Annotated in this window: 22 protein-coding genes; 6 read left to right on the top strand and 16 right to left on the bottom strand. The window is 38.3% G+C overall.

The features are described 5' to 3' along the window. Positions 1 to 87: 87 nt before the first annotated feature. Positions 88 to 1,338, top strand: coding sequence for an MFS transporter (locus EWM59_RS06570; protein ID WP_130020150.1), 1,251 nt, complete (start codon positions 88 to 90; stop codon positions 1,336 to 1,338). On the opposite strand, the gene EWM59_RS06565 is transcribed toward EWM59_RS06570, so the two are convergent. The 7 genes from EWM59_RS06565 to EWM59_RS06535 all read right to left on the bottom strand — a co-directional run bounded on the left by EWM59_RS06565 (position 1,335) and on the right by EWM59_RS06535 (position 8,553). Beyond that, positions 1,335 to 2,189 (bottom strand): sugar phosphate nucleotidyltransferase, encoded by an 855-nt coding sequence (locus tag EWM59_RS06565; protein WP_130020149.1) that lies wholly within the window; start codon positions 2,187 to 2,189, stop codon positions 1,335 to 1,337. The genes EWM59_RS06570 and EWM59_RS06565 overlap by 4 nt on opposite strands. 14 nt (positions 2,190 to 2,203) lie before the next feature. Continuing rightward, positions 2,204 to 3,571, bottom strand: coding sequence for a sensor histidine kinase (locus EWM59_RS06560; RefSeq protein WP_130020148.1), 1,368 nt, complete (start codon positions 3,569 to 3,571; stop codon positions 2,204 to 2,206). 9 nt (positions 3,572 to 3,580) lie between these two features. After that, a complete protein-coding gene (locus tag EWM59_RS06555) occupies positions 3,581 to 4,258 on the bottom strand; it encodes a response regulator transcription factor (RefSeq protein ID WP_130020233.1) in 678 nt (225 codons plus the stop codon). A gap of 1,010 nt (positions 4,259 to 5,268) precedes the next feature. After that, positions 5,269 to 5,940, bottom strand: a complete 672-nt coding sequence (locus tag EWM59_RS06550) for a hypothetical protein (protein ID WP_130020147.1) — start codon at positions 5,938 to 5,940, stop codon at positions 5,269 to 5,271. 170 nt (positions 5,941 to 6,110) lie between these two features. After that, positions 6,111 to 6,596 carry a DUF4890 domain-containing protein gene (locus EWM59_RS06545; protein WP_130020146.1) on the bottom strand — a complete coding sequence of 162 codons (486 nt, stop codon included), beginning with the start codon at positions 6,594 to 6,596 and terminating at the stop codon, positions 6,111 to 6,113. 164 nt (positions 6,597 to 6,760) lie between these two features. Then, a complete protein-coding gene (locus EWM59_RS06540) occupies positions 6,761 to 7,504 on the bottom strand; it encodes a LytR/AlgR family response regulator transcription factor (RefSeq protein ID WP_130020145.1) in 744 nt (247 codons plus the stop codon). After that, on the bottom strand, positions 7,504 to 8,553 hold the full coding sequence (locus EWM59_RS06535) for a sensor histidine kinase (RefSeq protein ID WP_130020144.1): 1,050 nt from the start codon (positions 8,551 to 8,553) through the stop codon (positions 7,504 to 7,506). Before EWM59_RS06535 ends, EWM59_RS06540 begins: the two co-directional genes overlap by 1 nt. A gap of 591 nt (positions 8,554 to 9,144) precedes the next feature. On the opposite strand from EWM59_RS06535, the gene EWM59_RS06530 reads away from it, so the two are divergent. Next, on the top strand, positions 9,145 to 10,005 hold the full coding sequence (locus tag EWM59_RS06530; protein ID WP_130020143.1) for a dienelactone hydrolase family protein: 861 nt from the start codon (positions 9,145 to 9,147) through the stop codon (positions 10,003 to 10,005). Here EWM59_RS06530 and EWM59_RS06525 read toward each other — a convergent pair whose 3' ends face one another. The 9 genes from EWM59_RS06525 to iolB all read right to left on the bottom strand — a co-directional run bounded on the left by EWM59_RS06525 (position 10,006) and on the right by iolB (position 21,092). Beyond that, positions 10,006 to 11,049, bottom strand: coding sequence for a LacI family DNA-binding transcriptional regulator (locus tag EWM59_RS06525; RefSeq protein ID WP_130020142.1), 1,044 nt, complete (start codon positions 11,047 to 11,049; stop codon positions 10,006 to 10,008). Further along, complete coding sequence (gene iolE, locus EWM59_RS06520) at positions 11,046 to 11,945, bottom strand: myo-inosose-2 dehydratase (protein WP_130020141.1); 900 nt, start codon at positions 11,943 to 11,945, stop codon at positions 11,046 to 11,048. The genes EWM59_RS06525 and iolE overlap by 4 nt, the downstream gene beginning before the upstream one ends. 38 nt (positions 11,946 to 11,983) lie before the next feature. Further along, complete coding sequence (gene iolD / locus EWM59_RS06515; RefSeq protein WP_130020140.1) at positions 11,984 to 13,849, bottom strand: 3D-(3,5/4)-trihydroxycyclohexane-1,2-dione acylhydrolase (decyclizing); 1,866 nt, start codon at positions 13,847 to 13,849, stop codon at positions 11,984 to 11,986. A gap of 65 nt (positions 13,850 to 13,914) precedes the next feature. Further along, a complete protein-coding gene (locus EWM59_RS06510) occupies positions 13,915 to 14,859 on the bottom strand; it encodes a class II fructose-bisphosphate aldolase (protein ID WP_130020139.1) in 945 nt (314 codons plus the stop codon). Between the two features lie 91 nt (positions 14,860 to 14,950). Beyond that, positions 14,951 to 16,561 carry a sodium/sugar symporter gene (locus tag EWM59_RS06505; protein ID WP_130020138.1) on the bottom strand — a complete coding sequence of 537 codons (1,611 nt, stop codon included), beginning with the start codon at positions 16,559 to 16,561 and terminating at the stop codon, positions 14,951 to 14,953. A 56-nt stretch (positions 16,562 to 16,617) separates the two neighbouring features. Then, positions 16,618 to 17,646, bottom strand: a complete 1,029-nt coding sequence (gene iolG / locus EWM59_RS06500) for an inositol 2-dehydrogenase (RefSeq protein WP_130020137.1) — start codon at positions 17,644 to 17,646, stop codon at positions 16,618 to 16,620. 57 nt (positions 17,647 to 17,703) lie between these two features. Continuing rightward, positions 17,704 to 19,170, bottom strand: a complete 1,467-nt coding sequence (locus EWM59_RS06495) for a CoA-acylating methylmalonate-semialdehyde dehydrogenase (protein ID WP_130020136.1) — start codon at positions 19,168 to 19,170, stop codon at positions 17,704 to 17,706. A 28-nt stretch (positions 19,171 to 19,198) separates the two neighbouring features. Beyond that, complete coding sequence (gene iolC, locus EWM59_RS06490; protein WP_130020135.1) at positions 19,199 to 20,218, bottom strand: 5-dehydro-2-deoxygluconokinase; 1,020 nt, start codon at positions 20,216 to 20,218, stop codon at positions 19,199 to 19,201. Position 20,219: 1 nt separating this feature from the next. After that, positions 20,220 to 21,092, bottom strand: coding sequence for a 5-deoxy-glucuronate isomerase (gene iolB, locus EWM59_RS06485; RefSeq protein ID WP_130020134.1), 873 nt, complete (start codon positions 21,090 to 21,092; stop codon positions 20,220 to 20,222). 513 nt (positions 21,093 to 21,605) lie between these two features. On the opposite strand from iolB, the gene EWM59_RS06480 reads away from it, so the two are divergent. The 4 genes from EWM59_RS06480 to EWM59_RS06465 all read left to right on the top strand — a co-directional run bounded on the left by EWM59_RS06480 (position 21,606) and on the right by EWM59_RS06465 (position 24,981). Continuing rightward, the gene (locus EWM59_RS06480) at positions 21,606 to 22,169 is read left to right on the top strand and encodes a YceI family protein (RefSeq protein ID WP_130020133.1); all 564 of its coding nucleotides are present in this window, start codon (positions 21,606 to 21,608) and stop codon (positions 22,167 to 22,169) included. A 148-nt stretch (positions 22,170 to 22,317) separates the two neighbouring features. Beyond that, the gene (locus tag EWM59_RS06475; protein ID WP_130020132.1) at positions 22,318 to 22,845 is read left to right on the top strand and encodes a DinB family protein; all 528 of its coding nucleotides are present in this window, start codon (positions 22,318 to 22,320) and stop codon (positions 22,843 to 22,845) included. 148 nt (positions 22,846 to 22,993) lie between these two features. Then, positions 22,994 to 24,283: an NAD(P)/FAD-dependent oxidoreductase gene (locus EWM59_RS06470; RefSeq protein ID WP_130020131.1), complete on the top strand. Its 1,290-nt coding sequence runs from the start codon at positions 22,994 to 22,996 to the stop codon at positions 24,281 to 24,283. Positions 24,284 to 24,336: 53 nt separating this feature from the next. Beyond that, the gene (locus EWM59_RS06465; protein ID WP_165372121.1) at positions 24,337 to 24,981 is read left to right on the top strand and encodes an alpha/beta fold hydrolase; all 645 of its coding nucleotides are present in this window, start codon (positions 24,337 to 24,339) and stop codon (positions 24,979 to 24,981) included. The last annotated feature ends 25 nt before the right edge of the window (positions 24,982 to 25,006 follow it).

The raw sequence follows: 25,006 nt of genomic DNA, 5'->3' as shown, positions 1-25,006 counted from the left end.
GTGAATGAGTATTCAAAAATAGAGACTAATCATTAATTTTTCTTATATTTACCTGTCTTAAATTTATACTATTCTTACCAAAATTCTATGAAAATCCGCTATCAGGTCCTTTTTGGCTTATTCCTGCTTTCTATTATTACCTACCTTGACCGGGTTTGTATGAATGTGGTAAGTAAATATGTGAAGTCTGATTTAAACTTGAATAATGAATCTTTCGGTTATATTTTAGGGGCTTTTTCACTTGCTTATGCACTTTTTGAACTGCCAACCGGCATATTAGGTGATAAAATTGGGCCACGCAAGGTTTTAACAAGGGTAGTATTGTGGTGGTCTGGTTTTACGGCGCTCACAGGTACCGCATTTAATTATCTCTATCTACTAATTATACGCTTTTTATTTGGCGCAGGAGAAGCCGGAGCTTATCCTAATGCCTCTATTGTCATTTCACGTTGGTTTCCTTCGGTTGAAGTAGGTAGGGCGCAATCAGTTATCTGGGCAGCCGGACGGTTAGGAGGAGCGTTGACTCCCTTGTTAGTGATTCCGTTGGTGCATGCGGCAGGTTGGCGTATGGCATTCTTTATATTGGGTATAGTGGGTGCGGTATGGGCAATTGCCTGGTATTTATGGTTTCGTGATTCGCCTGCTGAAATGCCCGGGATTAAACAGGCAGAGGTAGATGAAATAGAAAAAGGTAGAAAAAAGTCGGTTTCAGACCATCATGTAGATTGGCGGATTGTTGTGAAAAATCCGAATGTATGGGTATTAATGCTGATGTGTCATTTGTTTTTTTATGCGTCCTATTTTTTTACCAACTGGTCATCTACCTATTTTCAGGAAGGCAGGCACATGACCGAAGACCAGGCAAAGAATTTTGTTTCGCTGTCTTATTTCTTAGGGGCTATCGGGTGCCTGGCGGGAGGGTTTGCCAGTGATTTGCTGACTAAAAGGTATGGACTAAAGATAGGAAGACGGGTGGTTGGTGTATTGGGCCTGGGTAGTTCAAGTATATGCTTTCTCGCCTCAGGCCTCACAACTGATAATGAACTGGCTGGCTATCTTTTAGCCTTATGTGTTTTGTTAAAAGATTTTACTTTACCTGTTGCTTTTGCAGTATGTGTAGATATTGGCAAGCAGTATTCAGGTACGGTAGCAGGCGCAATGAATTTTGCAGGACAATTAGGCGGATTTTTCATCACCATCATTTTTGGTATCATTGTACAGCAGACAGGCAATTTCAACTATCCGCTGTTCCTGATAGCGGGTTGCCTGATAGTAGCCTCACTATTGTGGTTTTGGATTGACCCAACCAAAAATTTAGTGGTAGAGAAAGAGTCTTAAAAATCCCCGTAGTCTTTTTCTAAAATAGTCTGAATGTCTGCAATATCGCTTTTACTGGTTAAATCAGGTAAAACGTCTGCTATGGGTATAGTATAAATACTTTCGGGTACTTCGTTTGCCCATAGTCTGACAGTAACAGGTATTTCTTTTTCGTTTCTGATTGGATGCAAAGGCGTTTTTTCTAAAAAAGGTATTAGGTCTTTGGCTGTGAAGGCAAATATATTCCAGCTTATGCCCATACGTGGCATGGTTTTCACAATTTCTTCCCACTCAGTGTCATTGGGTTTTTCCACTAAATCAATTAAAAAGCCTTTTTTATCTTTTTTGATAATGGCACAATTGCGTACCCTTTCTACGGTGTAGCCTCCTGTGTCCCAGTCAAGCATGGCATTCGGATGGGTATCATCTACTAATAATCTGAAGGCTTTGGAAGGATACAGGTTATCGCCATTGCAGACAATAAATCGGCTGTTTTGCCAGGAAGGGAATTGCATTAATGCCTGTTCAATGGCATCAGTAGTGCCTAAAGGTTTTTCACGGTTTTCAGGAATATATTGCCTCGCAAACTTTATATCAAGTCCCCAGTTTTTATGGTTAGCTGTCAGATTTTCGTAGTGGGTTTGCGTAACAGTGTCTTTAGGGTTCAGAATTAGTATTACTTCTTTTATCCTTGCTTTTGAAGCATTGTATAAGACATAATCCATAAAAGGACGGCCGTTTTTTCCTACACCAATCATACATTTAGGTAATGTATTGGCCTGTTCAATTAGTTTTGGATCAAGAGCCATGTTGCTCGTTAAATCCTTTTTCATACGGGACGACATTCCCCCGGCTAGAATGAGAAGTTTCATTGAGAATTATAATGCTAATCAATTGTTGGCAATATAATAATAATTGTGCTACCATTCCCTACTTCTGATTCAATTGCTATCTTTCCTCGGTGAATTTCGATGATTCTTTTGGTAAGAGGCAGCCCTATTCCATGACCGGATATATCGTGTGTATTGACTGAGCGATAGAATGGCTCAAAAATATGTTCTAAATCGTTTTCTGAAATACCTGTCCCCTGGTCGATGAAGCGCACAGCCACTTCTTTTTTACGGGTATGAATCAATACCTGACAAACTGGTTCCAGACTATATTTGCAGGCATTTTCCATGATATTCATAAATGCCATTTTTAATAAAGCGGCATTTCCCATTACGGTTATGTCTTCAGAGTCCGGTACTTCCTCAAAACGGACGTTTATCTCATAATGTGGTTTTTTCTGTATCAACTGGCCACGTGCCTGCCACAGAAGGTCATCTACCCGTACTTGTCTTAAATCAACCAGATGGGCATCGGCATTGGCTCTTACCAGTTCCAGTAACTCGTTCACCAGTTTAATCATATCCTGTACCTCAGCTTTTACTGACTCTAAGGCTTGCCTGTACTCAGGATTGGTACGTTCTTTCATGAGCGTTACTTCTGCCTGCCCTTGCATAATTGTCAGCGGTGTACGCAGTTCGTGCGTTACGTAAGATACAAAATTTCTTTGTTGCGTGTAGGCAAACTCAAGTCTATCAAGCAAATCGTTGAATGTGCGTGCCATCTGGCCTACTTCATCATGCAGATTAGCCTCCGGTAAACGCTGATTAGAATCGTGTGCTGTAATTTGCTCCATTCGGTCGGCAATCTGGCCTATGGGTTTTACATCACGTTTTACAAAAAAGCGCATCATCAGAATAATTACAATAATGGCTATGAAGGTGCCTACCAATAATAAATCTCTAAGCCTTTCTTGCTTGGCATAGCCAAAATCGTCAATAGCGGCTGCTGATAGAATAACTTTCTGATGGTTTTCAGGTACTTCATAAAGAAATAATATTCTGTCAATATTGAGGCTATCAATAACTACCTCTTTTTTTCTAAGTACCTGTTTAAGTAAAGGAGGAGATAATTGTTTTTCAGCAGAGAAGACATAAATAGCGTTCCCATTGGTATCATAAATACCGGTAGCTTCGCCTTTCATTCTGAATTCTGAGTTAGTCTCAATCTGTTCAAGAACCGCAGGCAAAAGAGAAGTACTGTCAGCCAAGAGACGTTCGCGCGAGATGGCGTTCTGCCTCAGAATTTTAAGAAATTCTTTCTGACGGAAATCAGCATAAAAATTATAGATTACAATGGAAAAGGCACCAAATAAAATAGAAACTATTAAAGAGGCACGAAGAGGTTGTCTATCTATAATTTTCATTAAAAATGGTTAGTCTTCTTTCAGAATATAGCCCATTCCTACTACAGTATGAATGAGTTTGGTAGTAAAATCTTTGTCAATTTTTTTGCGCAGAAAATTAATATACACGTCTATAGTATTAGTACCCGTATCAAAATGTATGTCCCATACTTTTTCTGCAATGTCCACCCGTGATACCACACGACCTCTGTTACGCATGAGATACTCTAATAAAGCAAACTCACGTGCAGTTAAATCAATGGTATGTTGTCTGCGTCTTGCTACTTTTTCATTAAGGTCAAGTTCAAGGTCAGCAACTTTTAATATATTTTGTTGCGGAAGCATATCATTTGAACGGCGTTGCAGAGCTCTCAAACGCACTAATAACTCTCTGAACTCAAAAGGTTTCACTAAATAATCGTCTGCTCCTGCACCGAATCCCACCAATTTATCATTGATACTTCCCATAGCTGTGAGCATTAAAATGGGCGTACCTAATTGCTCTTGCCGAAGTTGCTGCGCTAAATCGAAACCATTTATTTTAGGCAAATTTACATCAAGTACTAAAACATCATAAGGATTGCTCAATGCCATGTTTCTTCCTATTTGTCCATCATAGGCTATGTCAACATTGCATGCGTTTTCTTCTAAACCTTTTTTTACAAATTCGGCTAATTTCGGCTCATCTTCCACTACTAAAACTCTCATATCGTTTGGCATAGTTATATTAAATTTTAAGTTAATTAATAAATCTGATAAAATAAAATCACCTGAAATTTTATTTCAAATCTGATAATAATCCTGATTGTACCTGATGGTGCTTTTACGATAGCAAAGGTGAGAAGGCAACATGAAGATAGCTTTAATATGAAATTAAAAACCAATTAAAAGCTTTTAATGGGGTGCCTACTTAAAACGATTTTTCAGAAAACCATTTACCCAGTTGGTAAATTTTTGTGGTTGTTCAAAAAAAGCTGGGTCAATTTGCCCAGCCTTTGTCCTATTGAATCCACACAACTTTTATGAAAAAACTATATTACGTTCTGAATAATATCGAATCTGAAAACTTTAATAAGCTAAGAAATTAACAATATGATTGCTTTTTTCTGCTACAAAATTAGAAGAAGGTATTAAAATTGTTATTAATAGCAGGTTAAAAAGGGATTAAAATGAAGGAATGTATAAAAAAAAAGGACTGGAGTAAATGACTCCAGCCTTTCCCGCTACTAAATCCACACAACTTTTATCTTTAATATTTTTATTCTGATGAAAATAATGCTTAAATCTTTAAGCTTTTGTCTGAAATCTTACCAGTCCCTTAAATTTTTATTACAAAGATTTCAGATTCAAATATAAAAACGAAATTAATAACTAAACAAGTATTTTTTTAATTATTTATTTTTAATAGGACAAATTTAAAAAAAACTCTGGTAAAAAAACAAGAAATTTTATAATTTTCTTGAAAACTATTCGTTGCCCCCGCCTATATTCTCAATTTCTAAGTCAAATTTAATATAAATTTCACATAATACAAAATTTATATTTCAAAGAAATTATAGACAAACAGTAAAAATATAGCTACCAAATTTTTTGAATGATTAACTTGATATTAGTCTCTAAACCTTAAGTCATATCAATTTAATGAAATTTATTCAGCTAATTGTTAAATTTCTTTGTAATAGAGGTATCTGGATATAATTAACTCTTTGTAAATTATTTTATTGTGATAATCCAGGATTTATGGTTGATTGTTCAGGTTCCGGATGCTTTTCGGTTTTATTTTTCTTGAAAATCCAACGATAAAGATCCCTGAACAATTCAGGTTGTAATTCAGCACCAAAGCTGTAATAAAAGCCATCGTAATTCTCCTGAATGTTCTGAGAAATCAGGGCATATCTATAGCCTCCTTGTACAGACAGTCCTATCCAGCGGGTAGCTTTCCATTTGGCATACAGACCTGATTGAACAGGCAGAAAAAAGTCTTTTCTTTTCCAGATTTGTATTTCGGTCAGTAGTTCAGTTCCTTGGTTTTTGGTTGCACCTATGCCCACTTCTACAGGCATACTGACCCGCCAACGACGGGTTTCAATAAAGTTCTTCCAATACATCAGGCTAAAGAAATATAAGTCTGTTTTGGTATAAGAGTCCAGATTGACAAGTTTGGAGTTTTTTCTTCTGAAATCCAGTAACTTCTGGTATGAATTAAAATTTAGCCAATAATACCCCACAGTCATCTGATTTCTTTTTTTGCCAAAAACAAGGCCTGTATTTACTCCCCATATATTGACACGCTGATTCTTTACAAAAGACCTGCGGGCATCCCAGTTGAGAACAAAGCCCAGACCTCGTTTGGGAGCATCGGGTGGTCTTAACAAAACAGAGTCTGACAACAAATGAGTACTTTGTGCCTGTGAAAATGAACAGAGAAAAAAAATAAAAATTATTGAAGCTCCTAAGAAACAACAGACAGTATTTATTCTTTTGAATACAGAGTTGATAAGCATCGGCTAATCATAAATAATAAGATAATATATACCTACTTTATAACATGATTATGCGCTTATTGTTTAGCTTTTTTCCTGGTGGCTTCTTTCTTTTCTATGTATATCTTATACTGTTCAGGCGTAAGAATTTTTTCTAATTCTTTATTTTGCTTTTCGTCCAAATCTGTCATTTTAGCTTTGGCATCAGATATTTGCTGAGGCGTTGGACGTTCGAGGCCAAAATCTTTTTTGATACGGTCGTATAAGTCTTTACGTTGGTAAGCGTAATCTTCATTTAAAGAAGACACTAAAATTTCCTGTTCATCGGTCAGTTTCAGTTTCTTTACCATCCATTTGGTTTCCTCTTTAGCCAGTTCATCGGGGTCTAATGGCCCTTTGGGTTTTACATTGTCAAATTCACTACCGTATCTGTTTAGTCCTCCACCAAAGCCACCACCCCGACCATAGCCCGGATAATACTGTGCCTGCGTATATGAAACAGATAGAAGGAAAAAGCATAAAAAGCCAAGAGTACATTTCAATATTTTTTGAGCGTTAAGCATAGGTATTATGTTTTTATTCCTACAAAATTAAAATTTTTTGACAAATCTCAATCAATAGCCTTTCATTTTGCATAATGTAGCTATGCAAAAAGATTAGGATTATTTATCAATTATATTCAAGAGTACTTTATTATCACCTATCATAACGAAGTTATCTTCTATGATTAGTTACTTTTCTTCTCAATAAATTCTTTGAAGGCCTTACGATAGGTATCGCTTATAGGAAGAAAAGTTTTGGCCGGAGTACCTGTGGGATAAGTAATAGGTACAATTTGTACCCTATCTTTATCAATCGCATCAATGGCATCGAAAGAAACAATGTAAGAATTGTGAATACGTATAAATTGATTGGCTGGTAGCTGGGTTTCAAAAGATTTAAGGGTTTGCAGTGTAACAATTCTTTTATCCTTGGTATAAATGATGATATAATCTTTTAACCCCTCTATGTAAATAATATCCTCTAATTTAACTTTTACTAATTTGGTACGGTCTTTTACAAAAATAAAAGACCTGACAGCATTTTCTTCCTGAGTGCTTGCTTGTCTGAGAGTTTGTACTCTGCTTTTTGCTTTTTCAATAGCTTGTAAGAATCTTTCGAAAGTAACGGGTTTTAGCAAATAATCCATTACATCTAACTCATACCCTTCCAGCGCAAATTCAGGGTAAGCTGTTGTTAAAATAATTAAAGGTTTTGCAGGTAAAATTTTCAATAAGCCGATCCCTGTCAATTCAGGCATCTGAATGTCTGAAATGAGTATATCGACAGTATTGGTATGCAAGAAATCTAAAGCTTCTAAGGGATTGGCAAAAGACTTTACTAATTCCAGATAAGGTAATTTTTGTATATACTGTTCAAGTAAATTACGGGCTAAAGGTTCGTCCTCAACAATGATACACCTCATTTTCATCACAAATCTATCTTTAACTGAATACGATGCTTATTATCTTTGTTTTCTACTTTTAATTCATAACTATCAGGATAGCTTAATTCCAGACGTCTTTTCAGGTTTTGTAAACCAATTCCTGAGCTTTCTTTGGTATGGCCATTTATGGCAATCAGAGTGCTGTTTTCAACAGTATAAGTACATATTTTACCGTCAATAAGCAACAACACTTTTATCCACGAGTTAGGGTCGTTTCCACTAACGCCATGCTTAAAAGCATTTTCTAAGAAAGTAATCAGCACCAAAGGTACTATCATTACCTGACTTGTGTTTCCTTTTACGACAAAATCTATCGGAATCTGATGATTTAAACGGAGTTTTTCTAAACTGATATAGTTCTCTATGTATTCAATCTCTTTTTCTAAAGGCACTTTGGCATGATTGGAGTCGTAGAGCATGTAGCGCATCATTTTTGAGAGTTTGGCAATTACTTCGGTGGTATTGGGCGAATTTGAAAAAGCCAATGAGTAAAGGTTATTGAGTGTGTTGAATAAAAAATGAGGGTTTATCTGCGCTTTCAGAAATCTTAATTCAGCAATCAGTTTTTCGTTTTCTACTTCTTTTTTTCTTGCTTCTAATTCAAACCAGTCTTCAACAAATTTCAGCATACCTACGAAAATAACAATAAACATAGCACTGATAAAACTTCTGATAAAAAAACTGGTACTATATACCACCTTAATCCGGTTAAGATTACCGCTATCGATGTATATCTGTCTTTTCAGATAAATCAGGAAAACGTGCAGTAAAAAAAAGGGAATGATAAATTCAAAAAGATAGCGCCAGCTATTTTTATGTTTAAGAAAGCGGGGTAGAAAATAAAAGTAATTCATGTAACTGGCAATTGCTATAACCGAGACGTGCGCAATGGCATCTGCCAGAAGACGGGCAAGGTTCCTTTCATCGCTATGCTGAAAGCCAATCTGATAAAAGAAAAAAGAAAAATAGGCACACCAAAAGGCCAGGTGAACTATCAGATTCCGGTGGCGCTGAACAAAAGATTGAATTGCCATGTTTAGTATATAATCACGACGAAGTAAGCAGATATTGTTTAATAAACAAATTGTTAGACTAATCTAAGACGGTAGTTTTATACTATTTAAGGCGTTTTACCGACTTATTGTCGAAAAAACTCGACTGTTTTACGATAATTGTGCTTACTTGTCGAGAAAATGTGCCAAATGGTATAATAGATGTTTGAACATATATTATTTGTTAGTTGTTTTGAGTAAAGTTTAGGTTCAGAAGTGGTATTAATAGAGATTAAATACCTGTTAAAATTCAATAAAAGATGAAACCTGAACGTATGAATACTCGTCTATAGACAAAAAGCTGAATAGAAGCTAATCAGCAGTTTATAGATTCCTGACAGCAGATATCAAGTATCTTTCTCTTTGGATAAAGAGGTGATAAAGATTTTAAATATAAAATTAGGTTAATAAAAAGGCTTGTTGCTTTGCGACAAGCTTCTTTTTTGTAAATTTGGCAGAACAAATATTGCGACTAAAAAAATAAACTTCTCGGCCAATACTGCTAACTAAAAAAGCCTCAACATAGCCTCTAAGTACAAGTATAATAAATTCAAAAGTTTAAAACATACGTTTATGAATCAAGAAATTATTAATTTGTTTGACGAGTACACTCACAAACCTCTGAGACGAGAGGAATTTATGAAACGTTTAGCCAGACTTACCGGAAGCACTGCGGCTGCTTTGGCTGTACTGCCACTTTTAGAAGTGAATTATGCGCATGCAGCAACCGTTAAAGAAGAAGATGATGATTTAACGATAGAAAGCATTACTTATGCCGGCGATGATACAACTATGCGGGGCTACCTGACCAAACCTAAAAATGCAACCGGAAAATTAGGTTCGGTGATTGTGATTCATGAAAACAGAGGGTTGAATCCTCATATTAAAGATGTGGCCCGGCGTGTGGCTAAAGCAGGTTATCTGGCCGTAGCAGTTGATGCTCTTTCTCCATTTGGTGGAACTCCTGTCAATGAAGATGAAGCGAGAGGCTTATTTGCAAAATTAGATGCCCAAAAAAATCTCAATAATTTTTTGAAAGGATTGGATTATGTAAGATCAAGACCCGAAAGCAACGGAAAAACAGCTTGTGTAGGTTTTTGTTGGGGTGGGGGATTAGCCAATCAGTTGGCAGTAAATTCGCCGGAACTAAATGCGGCAGTAGCCTACTATGGCCGCCAGGCAGATGCGGCTGATGTACCTAAAATAAAAGCAAAACTACAGTTGCATTATGGCGGATTAGATGAAAGAGTAAATGCCGGGATTCCGGCTTATGAAGCCGCCTTGAAAGCTGCAGGAACCCAATATGAGCTCTATGTGTATGAAGGGGCTAATCATGCCTTTAATAATGATACCGCCCCTACACGCTATAATCCTGAGGCTGCTAAACTGGCATGGGAACGGACATTAAAACTATTTAAGGATTCATTATCTTAATCAGAGAATTTTTAAAGAAGATTCACGGATTAATAATTCGGGGGGAAGTATAATTTTTTCGAATTTTGCTTCTCCCTCTTTTTCTAAGTTTTGCGTATTCAGGAAAAGCTGGGCAGCTTCTCTGCCTATTTCAAAACTTGGTTGTGAAATAGTAGTAAGAGAGGGGGTGATATAAGCAGATGACGGGTCGTTATCAAAACCAACAACTGCTATATCTCCGGGTACACTTAACCCTTCCGAACGAATTACAGAAAGGGCACCGATGGCTACACGGTCATTTACGGCAAAAATTCCATCTGGTCTGTCAGGATTATCTAATAGGGTTTTAGTAGGGAAAATAGCTCTGTCAGACAGGAAACCAGAGGTCTGAATCAGGTCTTCATCTATTGGAATGCTGTAATTCCTGAGAGCATCGATATAACCTTCGAGCCGTTTTTCTGACACTGATGTGCCGCTTGGGCCTTTCAGATGGGCAATTCTTTTACAACCCATTTTAATGAGATGCTCAACGGCCATGTAAGCACCCTGATAATCGTCAATTACCACGCGGCTTGATTTAAAACCTTCATAATCACGGTCGATGAAGATTAAGCTTTTATTGGCATTGATGATTCTATCAAAATGACCGTAGAAGCCTAAATTATAAGTTTCCTGACTGACTGAAAGGAATATCGCATCAACCCGACTGGCTAATAATTGTTCTACATTCTGGGCTTCAATTTCATGGCTTTCCTGGGAAATAAAGATGCTGATTGAATAGCCTAAAGGTTGTAAAACAGATTGTAAGCCTTCTATAACAGAGGCTTCAAGGTTACTGTATTTGAGAGAGGGAACAATGACACCTAAGGAATAGGTTTTTTTATTAAGTAGGCTCAACGAAACCTGATTTCGTTGATAGTTCATTTTTTTTGCGTATTCCTGAATAGTTTTGCGTGTTTCTATATTGATGGCATCGTGGTCATTCAATGCCCTCGACACGGTCGAGGGCGAACACTTAAATTTTCTGGCAATGTCTTTAATGGTAATTTGAGACTGTCCACTCATATACCGAGGTTCTTTTTTATGTAATTTCTTGCTATTAAGGCATATTCTAAAGGATTTGCCTTAGCAGGGTCTTGTTCGGCTTCTACAATGGCCCATCCTTTATAGCTATTTTCCTGCAAGATAGAGAATAAAGCCGGAAAATTAATACAACCTTCTACATCTCCCGGAACTGTAAAGACACCATTTTTAACGGCAGTCAGAAAACTCCATTTTTCGTCGTGCACTTGTTGTAGTACTTTTGGGCGAATGTCTTTTAAATGTACATGCCCTACACGGCTGATATATTTTTTCAGTGCCGTAACCGGGTCTTCACCTGCAAAATAGAAATGGCCGCAATCATAATTCAAAAATACATAATCAGGATTGGTATTTTCTAAAAACTTGTCAGTTTCTTCTATAGTCTGGATAATTGTACCCATGTGGTGATGAAAAGACAATTTAAAACCTCTGTCAGAAGCTATCTTGCCTAACTCATTCATGTTTTTACCATATTTTTTCCAGTCAGCCGCAGAATGTAACATGCCTTTACCTTCAAAAACCGGAACAGGTTTACCTTGGCAGCTATTACCAGTTTCTCCACCACCTACAATGGTACAACCCATTGCACCTAAGAAGTCAAGCAACTTATTGAATTCCACGACATTTTCCTGCAATGATTTAGTAGTTAATTCATAGCTAAACCACTGATTGGCGATTCGCAGATTTCTCAGGTTCAATGCTTTTTTGAGAACTTCGGTATCACGAGGATATTTATTGCCAACCTCACAACCTTCAAAGCCTGCTAAAGCCATTTCACTGATACATTGCTCGAAGGTATTCTCTGCGCCTAATTCAGGTAAATCATCGTTTGTCCAGTTGATAGGGGCTACACCTAATTTTATATTTTGAACACTCATATTGATAATACGTTAGTACGTTGTATGTCTTGAATGGTTTATAGATAAATTTTTTGTGTCTTTTTGTTTTCTTTGTAAGTTTCAAAGGCTTTTTGTACACCTTCTGATTCTGAAACTTCTGCTATTGGTACTTCCCACCACGCATTATAGCCTTTTACCGTACGATACAGACTGGTTTCGATATAAATCACTGTGGTTCTATCCTGCTTTTTCGACTCGGCCAATGCCTGTTCTAAAGAGGCTCTGTCAGTGGCTTTGATCACTACTGCTCCTAAACTTTCTGCATTTTTAGCTAAATCAACCGGAAGAAAATCGCCTGATAATTGTCCTGAATTTTCGTCACGATAGACATATCTTGTTCCGAAACGTTCGCTACCTATGCTTTGAGAAAGTCCGCCGATACTGGCAAACCCATTGTTATTCAACAATAAGATAGTAAAGCGATAGCCTTCCTGTATGGCTGTAATGATTTCATGATTATTCATCAGATACCCACCATCACCACAAATGATATATACTTCACGAGAGGTATCTGCCATTTTTGCTCCCAAACCTGCGGCAATTTCGTACCCCATAGTTGAGTACCCATATTCTAAATGGAAATTCTTAGGGTCGGTAGCACGCCAGAGTTTATGTAAATCGCCGGGGGCTGAACCGGAAGCATTTATCATAATATCCCGGTCGTCCATGAAACTGTTTAATGTACCTATCACAATAGCCTGGTCGATAGGAGGGACCGTTCCATTACCTTCGGCATAAATCTGAGTTACTTCGTCATCCCAGGCTTTATTCATTTGTTTGATTCTTGCCCGGTAATCAGCAGAAACTTCAAAATCACCTAATAGTTCTGCCAGTTCTTCTAAGGTTGCTTTGGCATCTCCTACCAAAGGTAAGGCAGCATGTTTAAACGCATCAAAATCAGAAATATTGATATTAATAAATTTTACCTCAGGATTCTGGAAAATAGATTTAGATGCTGTGGTAAAATCGCTATAACGTGTGCCAATGCCAATGACTACATCGGCTTCGTTGGCAATTTCAATGGCATATTTGGTGCCTGTAGCACCTAAACCACCTAATGAATATGGAGCATCGTATCTTACTGCTCCTTTGCCTGCAAAAGTTTCTCCTACCGGAATACCTGTTTTAGTAGCAAACTGGTGTAATATTTCATTGGCATCGCTGTAAGTAGCGCCACCACCTGCCACAATTACAGGAGTATGAGCATTGTGAATCAGTTCAGCCGCTTTTTTCAAAGCATTGGCATCAGGACGAGGACGAGCCACGCTCCAGACTCTTTTCTTGAATAGTTCTTCAGGATAATCATAAGCAAAAGTCTGTACATCCTGCGGCATTGAAAGAGTAACTGTACCCATTTCGGCTTGTGAAGTAAGCACACGCATAACTTCCGGCAGTGAGTAAATTAACTGCTCCGGTCTGCTGATTCTATCCCAGTATTTGGAAACAGGTTTAAAACAGTCGTTGACTGATATATCTTGCGTAACATTGCTTTCTAATTGTTGTAAAACAGGGTTTGGCTCACGTGTAGCAAAAATATCACCGGGTAGTAGTAAGACAGGCAAACGATTGATGGTTGCCAATGCTGCACCAGTAATCATATTCGTGGCACCCGGACCTATTGAAGATGTACAGACCATTGCACCCAAGCGGTTTTTCACTTTCGCATAGGCAACGGCTGTATGCACCATTGATTGCTCATTACGGCATTGGTAATACCTGAAATCAGGGTTTTGTTGTAATGCCTGTCCTAACCCAGCCACATTGCCATGACCAAAAATACCGAAGCAACCTCCAAAATAAGGCTGTTCAACGCCATCTCTTTCGATGTACTGGTTTTTTAAGAATTTTATAGTTGCCTGGGCAACAGTAAGCTTGATAGTCATGATAATCGTGAATTTGTGAATGGTGAATTAGCGAATAAATGTTACAATATAATTGTGCCCAATTCTTAGCTAATTCCAAAATCTATTCCTTTGCCTGTGGTGCCGAAGTCGTCAAATTTATTGAGCATGAATTTTACGTATTCTTCCATCAGAACTTTACCCGGTGTTGTTGGGGCAAATTGTTCTGGAGTATCTCTGAAAAATTCACGGACTACTCTTGTCCAGAGTAATCGGGTATCGGTAGCAATATTAATTTTACAAACGCCTAAGCTGATGGCTTTCTGAATTTCGGCCATTGCTACGCCTTGCGCATCGTCTTTCAAGGCTCCGCCCGCATTATTGATACGACGAATTTCCTCCGGGTTTACTGATGAACCTCCATGTAATACTAATGGAAATTCAGGCAACCGTTGCTGAATTTCTTCTAAAATATGAAACTGAATCCCTTGTTTACCTTTGAATTTATAAGCTCCGTGACTTGTTCCAACGGCAATTGCCAGACAATCGCAATCTGTGGCGTGTACAAACCTTTCAACATCTTTCGGGTTAGTATAAGATGATTTCCCGGCTTCAATTACTATATCATCTTCAATACCTGCCAGCACACCCAATTCAGCTTCTACGCTTATGCCTTTGGCATGGGCTCTGTCTACTACTGCTTTAGTACGGGCTACATTGGTATCGAAATCATCGTGCGAAGCATCAATCATGACTGATGTATAACTTCCGCTATCAATCGCATCATAGATATGTTCTTCTACACCGTGGTCAACATGCACCGCATACACTACTTTCGGATAAATCTTAGCTGCTGCTTCAATCATGGCAATCAGCATTTTCGGGTGTGCATAATCACGGGCAAAGGGAGTAGTCTGTACAATAAATGGTGCATTGGCTTTTTGTGCGGCCTCAAATAGTCCATGCACTTCTTCCATATAAAACACATTTACGGCAGGAATCCCATATTTGCCATAACACTTTTTGAATATTTCTTTGGTTGTTAAAAGCATTTTTAAAAAATTGTGGTGCGAACCGGGTGACGGTTGCGTCCCGTTCGCAGTTATTAATAAAATATTTAATATCAGACAGAATAACCTATTCTCACCAGAACGCTGTATATAATGCCACTAAAATACCACAAATAATGACACTATAGATAATAAATCCGGTAGTAAAATTAGGTTTAGGTACACCTATATCCATACCTTTGGTATTGTCAGCTTTTTTAGAAGTCATGCTTATAGCTACCATAATTGCTACTAAAATCAAGAATATAATACCCATACGGTCTAAAAACGGAATCTCTGAATACCAGATTTTACCGCCTAACGATAGCGGAATAGTCAATAATGCCGCTACAAGGGCGGCTGTGCCTGTTGTTCTTTTCCAGAAAAGACCTAAAAAGAAAATAGCAAATACGCCCGGTGTTATGAAACTTGAATATTCCTGTACAAACTGATAAGCCTGGTCTAAAACACGCAATTGTGGAGCAATTAAGGCTGCGATTCCCATTGCTACCCAAACGGCTATCCGGCCTACTCTTACCAGATGTTTGTCAGATGCATCGGGCTTAATGTAAATTTTGTAAATATCTAATGAGAAAATCGTAGAAATACTATTGGCTTTTCCGGCCAATGAGGCTACGATTGCGGCAGTTAAAGCGGCAAAGGCAATGCCTTTTAAGCCCGATGGTAATAAGTTTAACAAAACAGGATAGGCATGGTCTGGTTTTACTACTCCGGTAGTATCTAACATTTCTTTCTGAAATACGCCATTCTGATACAATACAAAAGCTGCAATACCCGGAATAACTACAATCAATGGAATTAATAATTTTAAGAAAGCTGCAAAGACAATTCCCTGACGGGCTGTTTTTAAATCGGCTCCTAAAGTACGTTGAACGATGTATTGGTTACAACCCCAGTAGTTCAGGTTATTAACCCACATCGCACCTATGATTACTGTCAAACCCGGCAGGTCTTTATAATAAGGACTTGATTTTGGCAGAATCATGTGGAAATGAGAGTCAGCCTGCTGTTTCAATGTACCAAAGGCACTTAAAATATTAGGCTTATCAAAATGTTTCGCTACTAAATCCATAGCCAGATAAGTGGTAATTAATCCACCTAATACCAGTACTACTACCTGAATCACATCGGTATAGCCGATTACCTTCATGCCACCGATGGTGATAATAATAGCAAAAACGGCCAAAGCAATAATAGACATATTGAAGTCCACTCCGGCGGTTACCTCTAAAGCCAAAGCCCCTAAATACAGAATAGAAGTGAGATTTACGAAGACATATAGCAATAGCCAGAAAATAGCCATAGTGGTAGCCACCACAGGGTTATACCGCTGACGCAGAAACTGCGGCATGGTATATATCTTGTTTCTGAGATAAACAGGTAGAAAAAAGACTGCTACTACCAAGAGTGTTGCTGCTGACATCCACTCGTAAGAAGAGATAGCCAAACCAATGGCAAAGCCCGAACCTGACATACCAATAAAATGCTCTGCGGAGATGTTTGAGGCAATTAATGAAGCACCAATTGCCCAGAAAGTCAGAGAACCCTCGGCCAGAAAATAGCCGTTGGCGGTATTATTATCGGCACTCTTTTTACGAAATACCCAATACCCATAACCAAGTATGAGAACAAAGTATAGAAAAAATACTATATAGTCGAGCGTATGTAAACCAGGTGTTTCCATTCGAATAATACTTAGGTTATAAGGTTGAATTGGTGTTTTGGGGTACTCTCAGACTACTATGCCATCAAGGCATTGAGTATCTCTTCTACTCTGATTGGTTTTTCTTCCTGACAAGATTGTTTAGCGGCAATGGCAATGGCTGTGGCCATTAGCCCATCATGTGCACTTACAGGTACTTTTTCACCTGATAGTACACTTGCTACAAAAACGTTAATTTCGTTCACATAAGATTCGGCATATCTTTCTAAGAAGAAATTGAGCGGTAATGACAAATGGCCGCCTTTTTCATTATAATATTCATGCGTATCTGGGGTATTATTTTTAGTTTGGGTCATACCTCCCGAACCAAAAACTTCAATGCGTTGGTCGTAACCATATACCGCTTTACGGCTATTATCTATTACCCCAATTGCACCATTGGCAAAAGTAAGGGTAGTAATGGCTGTATCAATATCGCCTTCGTCGCCAATACGAGCATCAACCAATACTTTGCCTTTGGCATATACTTCTACTACTTCGCTGTTCATTACATAGCGTGCCATATCAAAATCATGAATGGCCATATCCATGAAAAGCCCACCTGATGATTTTACGTATTCTATTTGTGGCGGATTCGGGTCTCGGCTGGTTATTTTCAGGATATGAGGGTCACCAACTAAGCCACCATGAACCATCTCTTTTACTTTCAGAAAGTTGGCATCAAAGCGTCTGTTAAAACCTAACATTAATTGTACGTTGGCTAATTCAACGGCTTCTTTGGCTGCTAAAATCTGTTCAATATTTAAGTCAAGCGGTTTTTCACAGAAAATATGTTTCCCATGTTGGGCAGCTAAAATCGTATAAGGTACATGCGATGGAGTAGGGGTACAGATAATCACGGCATCAACTTCGGGATTCGTCAGCACAGATTCAGGATTGGTAGAAACGTTTTCTACGCCATGTCTTCTGGCAAAATCCAGCAAGTTTTCTGATATATCAGCAGCAGCTACTACTTCTGCATTTTTTATCCGGGTAGTTATATTGGAAAGATGGATTTGTCCGATACGCCCAAGCCCGACAATGCCGATTTTAAGTGTTTTTTTCATTACTATATTATATAGGTAAGTTATAGTTTAAATCGATTTATTTATTGGTGGATTCTATTAGAATTTACGAGTCCATTCTTTCAACCAGCGTTCAATCACAACTTTGGTCTGTGTGAAGAACTCAACAGAGTGCATACCTTGTCCATGCAAATCACCAAAGAAGCTATCTTTCCAACCTGAGAATGGGAATTGGGCCATAGGAGCCGCTACGCCGATATTGATACCGATATTTCCGGCATCAGCATCATGTCTGAATTTACGGGCATTGGCTCCACTACTTGTAAAGATGCAAGCCGCATTGCCATATTTACCACTATTGATAAATTCGATGGCTTCATCAACATCATTCAGGTGCATCAGCGACATCACAGGACCAAAAATCTCGGTTTGCGCTACATGGCTACTTAATGGTATATCTTCTATAATGGTAGGCAATATAAAGTTCCCATTTTCATAGCCTGATACCTTCTTGTTGCTTCCATCTACCAACAATCTTCCGCCTTCGCTTACCCCTTGTTGAATCAGTTGCTCTACTCTGTTTTTGCTTTCAGGGGTAATTACAGGCCCCATCAGACTCTTTTCATCTAATCCGAATCCGGTTGTACGCCCTTTAGCGGCTTCTACCAGGCTTTCGGTGATTTGCTTATGGTCGCCAACTGTAATAATTGTTGAGGCGGCTAAACAACGTTGTCCGGCACAACCATATACACTATCCGTAATAATCTGGGTAGTCATTTCAATATCCGCATCAGGCAAGACTAATACCGGATTTTTGGCACCCCCTTGCGCCTGTACTCTTTTACCATATAAAGCTCCCTGCGAATATACATAACGTGCTACATTGCTTGAGCCTACAAAACTGATAGCACGAATAGCCGGATGTTGCAGGATGCCGTCAACTACATCTTTGGTACCATGAACCAGGTTGACTACACCTGTAGGTAAATCCAATTTTTCCATCAACTCCACTACCTTGGTCATAGTTAAAGGTACTTTCTCTGATGGTTTGATGATATAAGTATTGCCACAAGCAATAGCATAAGGTAAGAACCAGAATGGAATCATACCCGGAAAATTGAAAGGGGCGATACACGCACAAACACCCACAGGCTGGCGAATCATAAATTCATCAACTCCACGGGCAATATCTTCCGAGAAAGTACCTTGCATCATGGTTGGGATACCGCAAGCGTTTTCTACGTTTTCAATGGCACGTTGCATTTCGGCTTTTGCTTCACCAAAGGTTTTGCCGCTTTCTAATACAATGGTTTTTGAAATATCATCAATGTTATCTTCTAACAGTGTTTTCAGTTTAAACAGATACTGTACCCTGCGGTGAGCCGGAATATTTCTCCATTCAGGAAATGCTTTGGCAGCAGCCTCGGCTGCTTTTTGTACATCTTGTACTGAACCTTGTGGCACTTTCGCTATCACTTCCTGATTAGCAGGATTTTTTACCTCTAATGTTCCCTCTGAGTAGCTATTTACCCAATGTCCGTCTATATAGTTATTTAATTTTACCATTTATTTGAATAGAATTTTTCTTTATTGATTATAAACCACCTTTGCTATCAGCAAAAGCTATTGCTTCTTCGAGTGTTGCCATAAAATTGGCACAACCGTGCTTGGTAACCATAATAGCACCCGTAGCATTAGCCATTCTTACGGCTTTGTACAAGTCCCAGCCTTGCAAGAAACCATACATAAAACCTGCGGCAAATGAGTCTCCTGCGCCTAATACATTTATTACCTCTACCGGAAATCCGGGTACTTTTACTTCTTCTTCTCCTGGTCGGAATATAGATGCGCCTTCTGCACCACGCTTCACAATCAAGGTTTTTACGCCTTTGCGCAGAATTTCTTGAATGGCACTATCAATATTTCCTCTGATTTCGGGAGCAGAGATTTGTTGATGTTTAATTTCTAATTGTTTAGGGTCGGTCATAAAAGCTGCCAGAATTTCTTCTTCTGTACCTAAAACAAAATCCATATAAGGAAGAGCGGCTCTGATGGTTACCCCAAACGCCAGAGGGTCAAACCATTGGTCAGCACGAAAGTCTATGTCAAGTGCCGTAACAGCTCCCTGTTTTTTAGCCTCTTCTATGGCATAAAACATGGCTGTGCGGCTCGGGTCTTTGCTGAACGCCGTTCCTGAGAACATCACCGAACGGTATTGCGAAATATCAGCTTGACGTATATGTTCCAGATTTACCTGAATATCAGCGCAATTATCACGATAATAGACTAATGGAAACCTGTCAGGTGGTTCAATTCCCAAAATCACGGCCGAACTACGGGCAGTAGTAATGGTTGGAATTGATGAGGTATTGATGCCTTCTTTATTCAGGAAATTGAGAATGAATTTTCCTACCTGGTCGTTGCCTACGGCTGTCAGGAAACCTGTATTCAGCCCTAAACGTTTGCAGCCTACGGCAATATTTAATGGTGAACCACCCACAAAAGCACCAAAGGAGGTAATATCAACAAAAGGTGAGCCTATATCATTAGAGTATAAATCAATAGACGAGCGACCTATTGTCAGAATATCGTATTTTCTATTGTTTTCTTGCATATCAGGTTTTAACGTTCATATCGGCAGTTACCAATGGTAATCTTGGGTCTTGTGTTTTCCATGTACCATAAATCCATTCATGGTCGGGGTCGTTGGTAGCAGTGAGAACCTGGTCGCTTCCGGCTAAAAAGTTAAGATAGTAAGCGTGGTATCCATGACAGGCGGCTACCGGATGATAACCTTTAGGAACCAATACGGCCTCATTGTTTCGGGCTCTTATGATTTCATCTAAACTTCTGTCGTAGGTATAAACCTGCTGGATTGCATACGCTTGCGGAGACTGGAATTTATAAAAATAGATTTCTTCTAATTCGGCTTCGATTAATTTGCCATCTGTATCTACTTTCCTTTCGTCGTGTTTATGTGCCGGAAAAGAACTCCAGTTACCTGAGGGGGTGTACACTTCTACACAAACAATTTTATGACAGGGAAAACCCGGCTGGACGAGGCTGTTTATCTGACGATTGGCATTATCACCCCCTCTTAATTCAATGGCACATTCTTCAGGCTGTTTCAGATAAGGGGCAAAATCCTGGTCGGTGGTTACCCACGAATAGGCAATATCCAGTATGTCGCTGGTAGCGGTAAGTGTGAATTTAGTATGGCGGGGTAAATAAAGCGTATGAGCAATACCACTAAAAACATCTTTGCGTCCGTTGGTTACTTCCCAGGTGCCTTTATCTGAATCTACCTTAAAATTTCCTCCTAAAACCACAATTGCCATTTCATGCGCTGTTGTGTCATATTCCCATGTTTCACCTTTTTGCATAAGCCTTGCGCCAAAATTCAGGTATTTCCAACCAACATCATCGGCAGTAAAATCTTGATAAACAGGGTTTTGTTGTGGTTTAACTAATAGATTCTGGTCTTTCATACGAAATAGATACAGCTAAAAAGCAGAATTTAGGTTATTGTTGTTATAACTTGTATAGACAAGTTGTGGCAAAATTAGTTTATCTAAATAGTATAGGCAAACTTTAGAGATGCAATAATTGTCTTGCCGACAAATAATAGTTACAATAGTATTATATAAAGACTTAATATAAAAATATTTATTTTTGCAAACGTTTCAAATCGTCGTGCAAACGTTTTAAATTGTTTGAATGAAAGGCTGAAATTTGGGAAAGAGTTGAGATGGCAAATATTTCATTAACTTGTATAGTTATTTGACATGCGCAATTAACATCTGCTTAATGATAAAGCATGCCGAGTGATTTTAGGAATATGTCTACTCATGTTTAAGATTTTTGTTCCGATTTATCATATTTGTTGAACTTAAATAAGTTAATGTTTTGTTAAAACCTGAAAAATACTTGTAGATAAATTATATGTATCTACATTTGTCTTTTAATCAATTCACTATTATTAATTAAAATTACTCAGACTAATGAAAAAAGCAGTCGTTTTGGTACTTAGCCTATTGGCATCAGTTAGCTCATTTGCTCAAACTTGGTCAGTTGACAAAGCACACGCAAAAGTAAACTTTACTGTAACTCACTTGATGTTGTCAGAAGTAGATGGTACTTTTAAAAGTTTTGATGCTAAACTTACCTCATCAAAAGAAGATTTTTCTGATGCAGTTTTTGAATTCACTATTGATGCCAAAAGTGTAAACACCAACCAGGAAAACAGAGATGCACACTTGAACAGAGCTGATATGTTTGATACAGAAAAATATCCGACTATCACTTACAAAAGTACTGCTATCAAACCAACAGGTCCTAAAAAATTCCAATTAACAGGTGATTTGACCATTAAAGGTGTAACCAAACCTGTTACTGTTGACCTTACATTGGTTGGTACAGGCCAAAACCGTCAGGGTAAAAAACTGGTTGGTTTCAAAGCGTCTGGTACTATCAACCGTACTGCGTTTGGTGTAGGAGCCATGCCTGCAGCAGTAGTAAGCGAAGAAGTAGAATTAAGAGCCAGTGGAGAATTTGTAGCTAATTAATTTTAGATAAATTATTAAAAAGAGGCTTCCTGTTCACAGCAAGTCTCTTTTTTGTTACATTTACTTTTGAAACTGTTTGATTTATAAATTTGACTGAAACAATTTCTTATTACCTTTTAAACATCCGCTTCGGCGGTCTGATATTACTATGAAAAAAACATCTTTACTGTTAAGCCTACTGACCCTGTTTGTCTTTAGCTTTAAGAGTGCCAGCGCACTTGACAAAGAGCAGATGATAAAAGAGTGGGAGAGAGCCAAAGCCTACACAAAAGTATATCTGGAAACTATGCCTGATGATGGTTTTGACTTTAAACCATCGCCAGATATTCGTTCGTTTGCCGACCAAATGATGCACTTAGCTAATGCCAATTATAATTTTGCTGCCCTGGCGAGTGGTGTTAAAAGTCCTATTGAAAGAGGGTCGCTTGAGAAATCTACAGATAAGTCAAAAGCAACTACCACTAAAACGGTATTAGACAGCTACGATTTTGTGATTAATGCCTTGAAAGGTATGACTGACGCACAAATGAAAGAGATGGTGAAAATGGGTAATAATGAAATGAACAAAGAACTGGTTTTTGCCAAAGCCTTTGAACACCAGACACACCACCGTGGACAAACTACTATTTATATCCGTATGAAGGGTATAAAACCACCGAATGAAATGTTATTCTAAGCAAAATACAGCCCGTTTGGAGGAATCTTCAAACGGGTTTTTTATTTATGGAAATACCTTGAATAAATCTAAAAAAAGACGAACAAAATTATTTACTTTGGCGTTTTATTATTAGAAAAATCCAAAATTGCTTCGGCTATAAAATACTATGGAACCTAATATTCCTGATACTTCCCAAAAGCGCATCGTGATTGTAGGTGCGGGTTTTGGAGGGTTGGCACTTGCACAGAAACTTGCCAAACGTGATGTCCAGATTGTACTGATTGATAAAAATAATTACCACCAGTTTCAGCCACTTTTTTATCAGGTGGCAATGGCGGGTCTTGAACCCAGTTCGATTTCTTTTCCACTCCGCAAAATATTTCAGCGAAAGAAAAATGTGCATATCCGCATTACCAATTTGAATAAGGTAAATCCTGAAAAAAATACCATTGAGACTGACTTAGGGGAAATAAAATACGATTATCTGGTATTGGCGATGGGTGCAGGTACTAATTTCTTTGGCATGAAAAACATGATTGACCATGCTATACCGATGAAATCTGTGTCTGAAGCCATTTATTTACGTAACAGAGTATTACAGAATTTTGAAGATGCTTTAACAGCAGAAGATGCTGATACCCGTGAAGGACTGATGAATATGGTAGTAGTAGGAGGGGGACCAACTGGGGTAGAAGTTTCGGGTACTTTGGCTGAAATGAAAAAGATTATCTTGCCAAAAGATTACCCGGATATGGACTTTAATACGATGAAAATCTATTTGTTTGAGTCTTCGGCTGAGGTTTTAGAAGTCATGTCTGACGAGGCTTCTGCCAAAAGTAAAGAATACCTTGAACGTTTAGGCGTAATAGTAAAAACAGGAGTGAGAATTACCGATTTTGATGGTAAGTATGCTTATACCAGTACGAATGAAAAAATACGTACTAATAATATTGTATGGGCAGCAGGTGTGAAAGGAAATACAGTAGAAGGCTTTGCACCAGAAGTGTATGGCAGAGGTGCAAGAATGAAAGTAAACCAATATAACCAGGTTGATGGTTTTACAAATGTGTTTGCTGTTGGTGATATTGCCTTGATGAGCGGAGATGAGAAATTCCCGAACGGACACCCGCAAGTGGCGCAACCTGCTATTCAGCAAGGAAACTTACTGGCAAAAAATATATTCAGAATTATGCGTGGAGAATCTCCTGAAGGTTTTGAGTACAAAGATTTAGGCTCAATGGCTACAGTAGGTAGAAATCTGGCAGTAGTAGATTTACCTTTCTGGAAATTTCAGGGAGCCTTTGCCTGGTATGTGTGGATGTTTGTGCATCTGATGTCGATTTTAGGTATTAAGAATAAAGTAATGGTTTTTATTAACTGGCTCTGGAGTTATGTTACTTACGACCAATCGCTGAGGTTGATTATCAGACCTAAGACGAAAGTGAGTAATACATAGGCCAATATTGAAATGGAGAGGATTGCGGTTCTCTCCATTTTGTTTTTAATAAAATGATGAAACATCTCTATATTTTCAGCGGTTTAGGCGTAGATGAAAGAGTATTTAAGTATCTCGACTTTACGGATTTTGAGGTAACTTTTATAAAATGGGTACAACCAGATGCCAATGAAAGTATAGAAGATTATGCTAAAAGATTGACTGGTCAGATAACTGCTGAAAAGCCTGTTATAGTCGGGCTTTCATTTGGTGGTATGATGGCTATAGAAATAACAAAGCATTTGCCTGCTGAAAAGGTTATTCTGATTGCTTCTGCTAAAACCTTCAAGGAAATACCATTCTACTACCGATGGGCAGGGTATCTAAAATTACATAAGATTCTACCTGTTAAAGTATTCAAGCAACATACTTTTATCAATGATTGGTTTTTTGGGATAGAGACTAAAGAACACCGAAAAATATTTGCAGAAATTCTTTACGATTTAGATGCTTATTTTTTAAGATGGGCTATTGATAAAATCTTATGCTGGAAAAACCTGACTATCCCTCCGAATGTCATTCATATACACGGTGATACTGACCGCATTTTGCCTATTCATTTTGTCAATGCTGATTTTGTTATAAAAGGTGGAGGGCATTTTATGACCGTAAGTCAGGCAAAAGAGCTTACGGAATTACTTCATACTTCGATTGTCTAAATAGAGTAAAATCTTCCTATTTTCT

This window comes from Emticicia agri (assembly GCF_004168285.1).
Lineage (GTDB): Bacteria > Bacteroidota > Bacteroidia > Cytophagales > Spirosomataceae > Emticicia > Emticicia agri.
Note: the sequence above shows the minus strand (reverse complement) of the source record. Positions and strands in the feature narration are given on the sequence as shown.

Bases quoted from the DNA above. Each gene is read 5' to 3' on its own strand.
- EWM59_RS06570 (WP_130020150.1), top strand. From the start codon at position 88: ATGAAAATCCGCTATCAGGTCCTTTTTGGCTTATTCCTGCTTTCTATT.
- EWM59_RS06565 (WP_130020149.1), bottom strand. From the start codon at position 2,189: ATGAAACTTCTCATTCTAGCCGGGGGAATGTCGTCCCGTATGAAAAAG.
- EWM59_RS06560 (WP_130020148.1), bottom strand. From the start codon at position 3,571: ATGAAAATTATAGATAGACAACCTCTTCGTGCCTCTTTAATAGTTTCT.
- EWM59_RS06555 (WP_130020233.1), bottom strand. From the start codon at position 4,258: ATGAGAGTTTTAGTAGTGGAAGATGAGCCGAAATTAGCCGAATTTGTA.
- EWM59_RS06545 (WP_130020146.1), bottom strand. From the start codon at position 6,596: ATGCTTAACGCTCAAAAAATATTGAAATGTACTCTTGGCTTTTTATGC.
- EWM59_RS06540 (WP_130020145.1), bottom strand. From the start codon at position 7,504: ATGAAAATGAGGTGTATCATTGTTGAGGACGAACCTTTAGCCCGTAAT.
- EWM59_RS06535 (WP_130020144.1), bottom strand. From the start codon at position 8,553: ATGGCAATTCAATCTTTTGTTCAGCGCCACCGGAATCTGATAGTTCAC.
- EWM59_RS06530 (WP_130020143.1), top strand. From the start codon at position 9,145: ATGAATCAAGAAATTATTAATTTGTTTGACGAGTACACTCACAAACCT.
- EWM59_RS06525 (WP_130020142.1), bottom strand. From the start codon at position 11,049: ATGAGTGGACAGTCTCAAATTACCATTAAAGACATTGCCAGAAAATTT.
- iolE (WP_130020141.1), bottom strand. From the start codon at position 11,945: ATGAGTGTTCAAAATATAAAATTAGGTGTAGCCCCTATCAACTGGACA.
- iolD (WP_130020140.1), bottom strand. From the start codon at position 13,849: ATGACTATCAAGCTTACTGTTGCCCAGGCAACTATAAAATTCTTAAAA.
- EWM59_RS06510 (WP_130020139.1), bottom strand. From the start codon at position 14,859: ATGCTTTTAACAACCAAAGAAATATTCAAAAAGTGTTATGGCAAATAT.
- EWM59_RS06505 (WP_130020138.1), bottom strand. From the start codon at position 16,561: ATGGAAACACCTGGTTTACATACGCTCGACTATATAGTATTTTTTCTA.
- iolG (WP_130020137.1), bottom strand. From the start codon at position 17,646: ATGAAAAAAACACTTAAAATCGGCATTGTCGGGCTTGGGCGTATCGGA.
- EWM59_RS06495 (WP_130020136.1), bottom strand. From the start codon at position 19,170: ATGGTAAAATTAAATAACTATATAGACGGACATTGGGTAAATAGCTAC.
- iolC (WP_130020135.1), bottom strand. From the start codon at position 20,218: ATGCAAGAAAACAATAGAAAATACGATATTCTGACAATAGGTCGCTCG.
- iolB (WP_130020134.1), bottom strand. From the start codon at position 21,092: ATGAAAGACCAGAATCTATTAGTTAAACCACAACAAAACCCTGTTTAT.
- EWM59_RS06480 (WP_130020133.1), top strand. From the start codon at position 21,606: ATGAAAAAAGCAGTCGTTTTGGTACTTAGCCTATTGGCATCAGTTAGC.
- EWM59_RS06475 (WP_130020132.1), top strand. From the start codon at position 22,318: ATGAAAAAAACATCTTTACTGTTAAGCCTACTGACCCTGTTTGTCTTT.
- EWM59_RS06470 (WP_130020131.1), top strand. From the start codon at position 22,994: ATGGAACCTAATATTCCTGATACTTCCCAAAAGCGCATCGTGATTGTA.
- EWM59_RS06465 (WP_165372121.1), top strand. From the start codon at position 24,337: ATGATGAAACATCTCTATATTTTCAGCGGTTTAGGCGTAGATGAAAGA.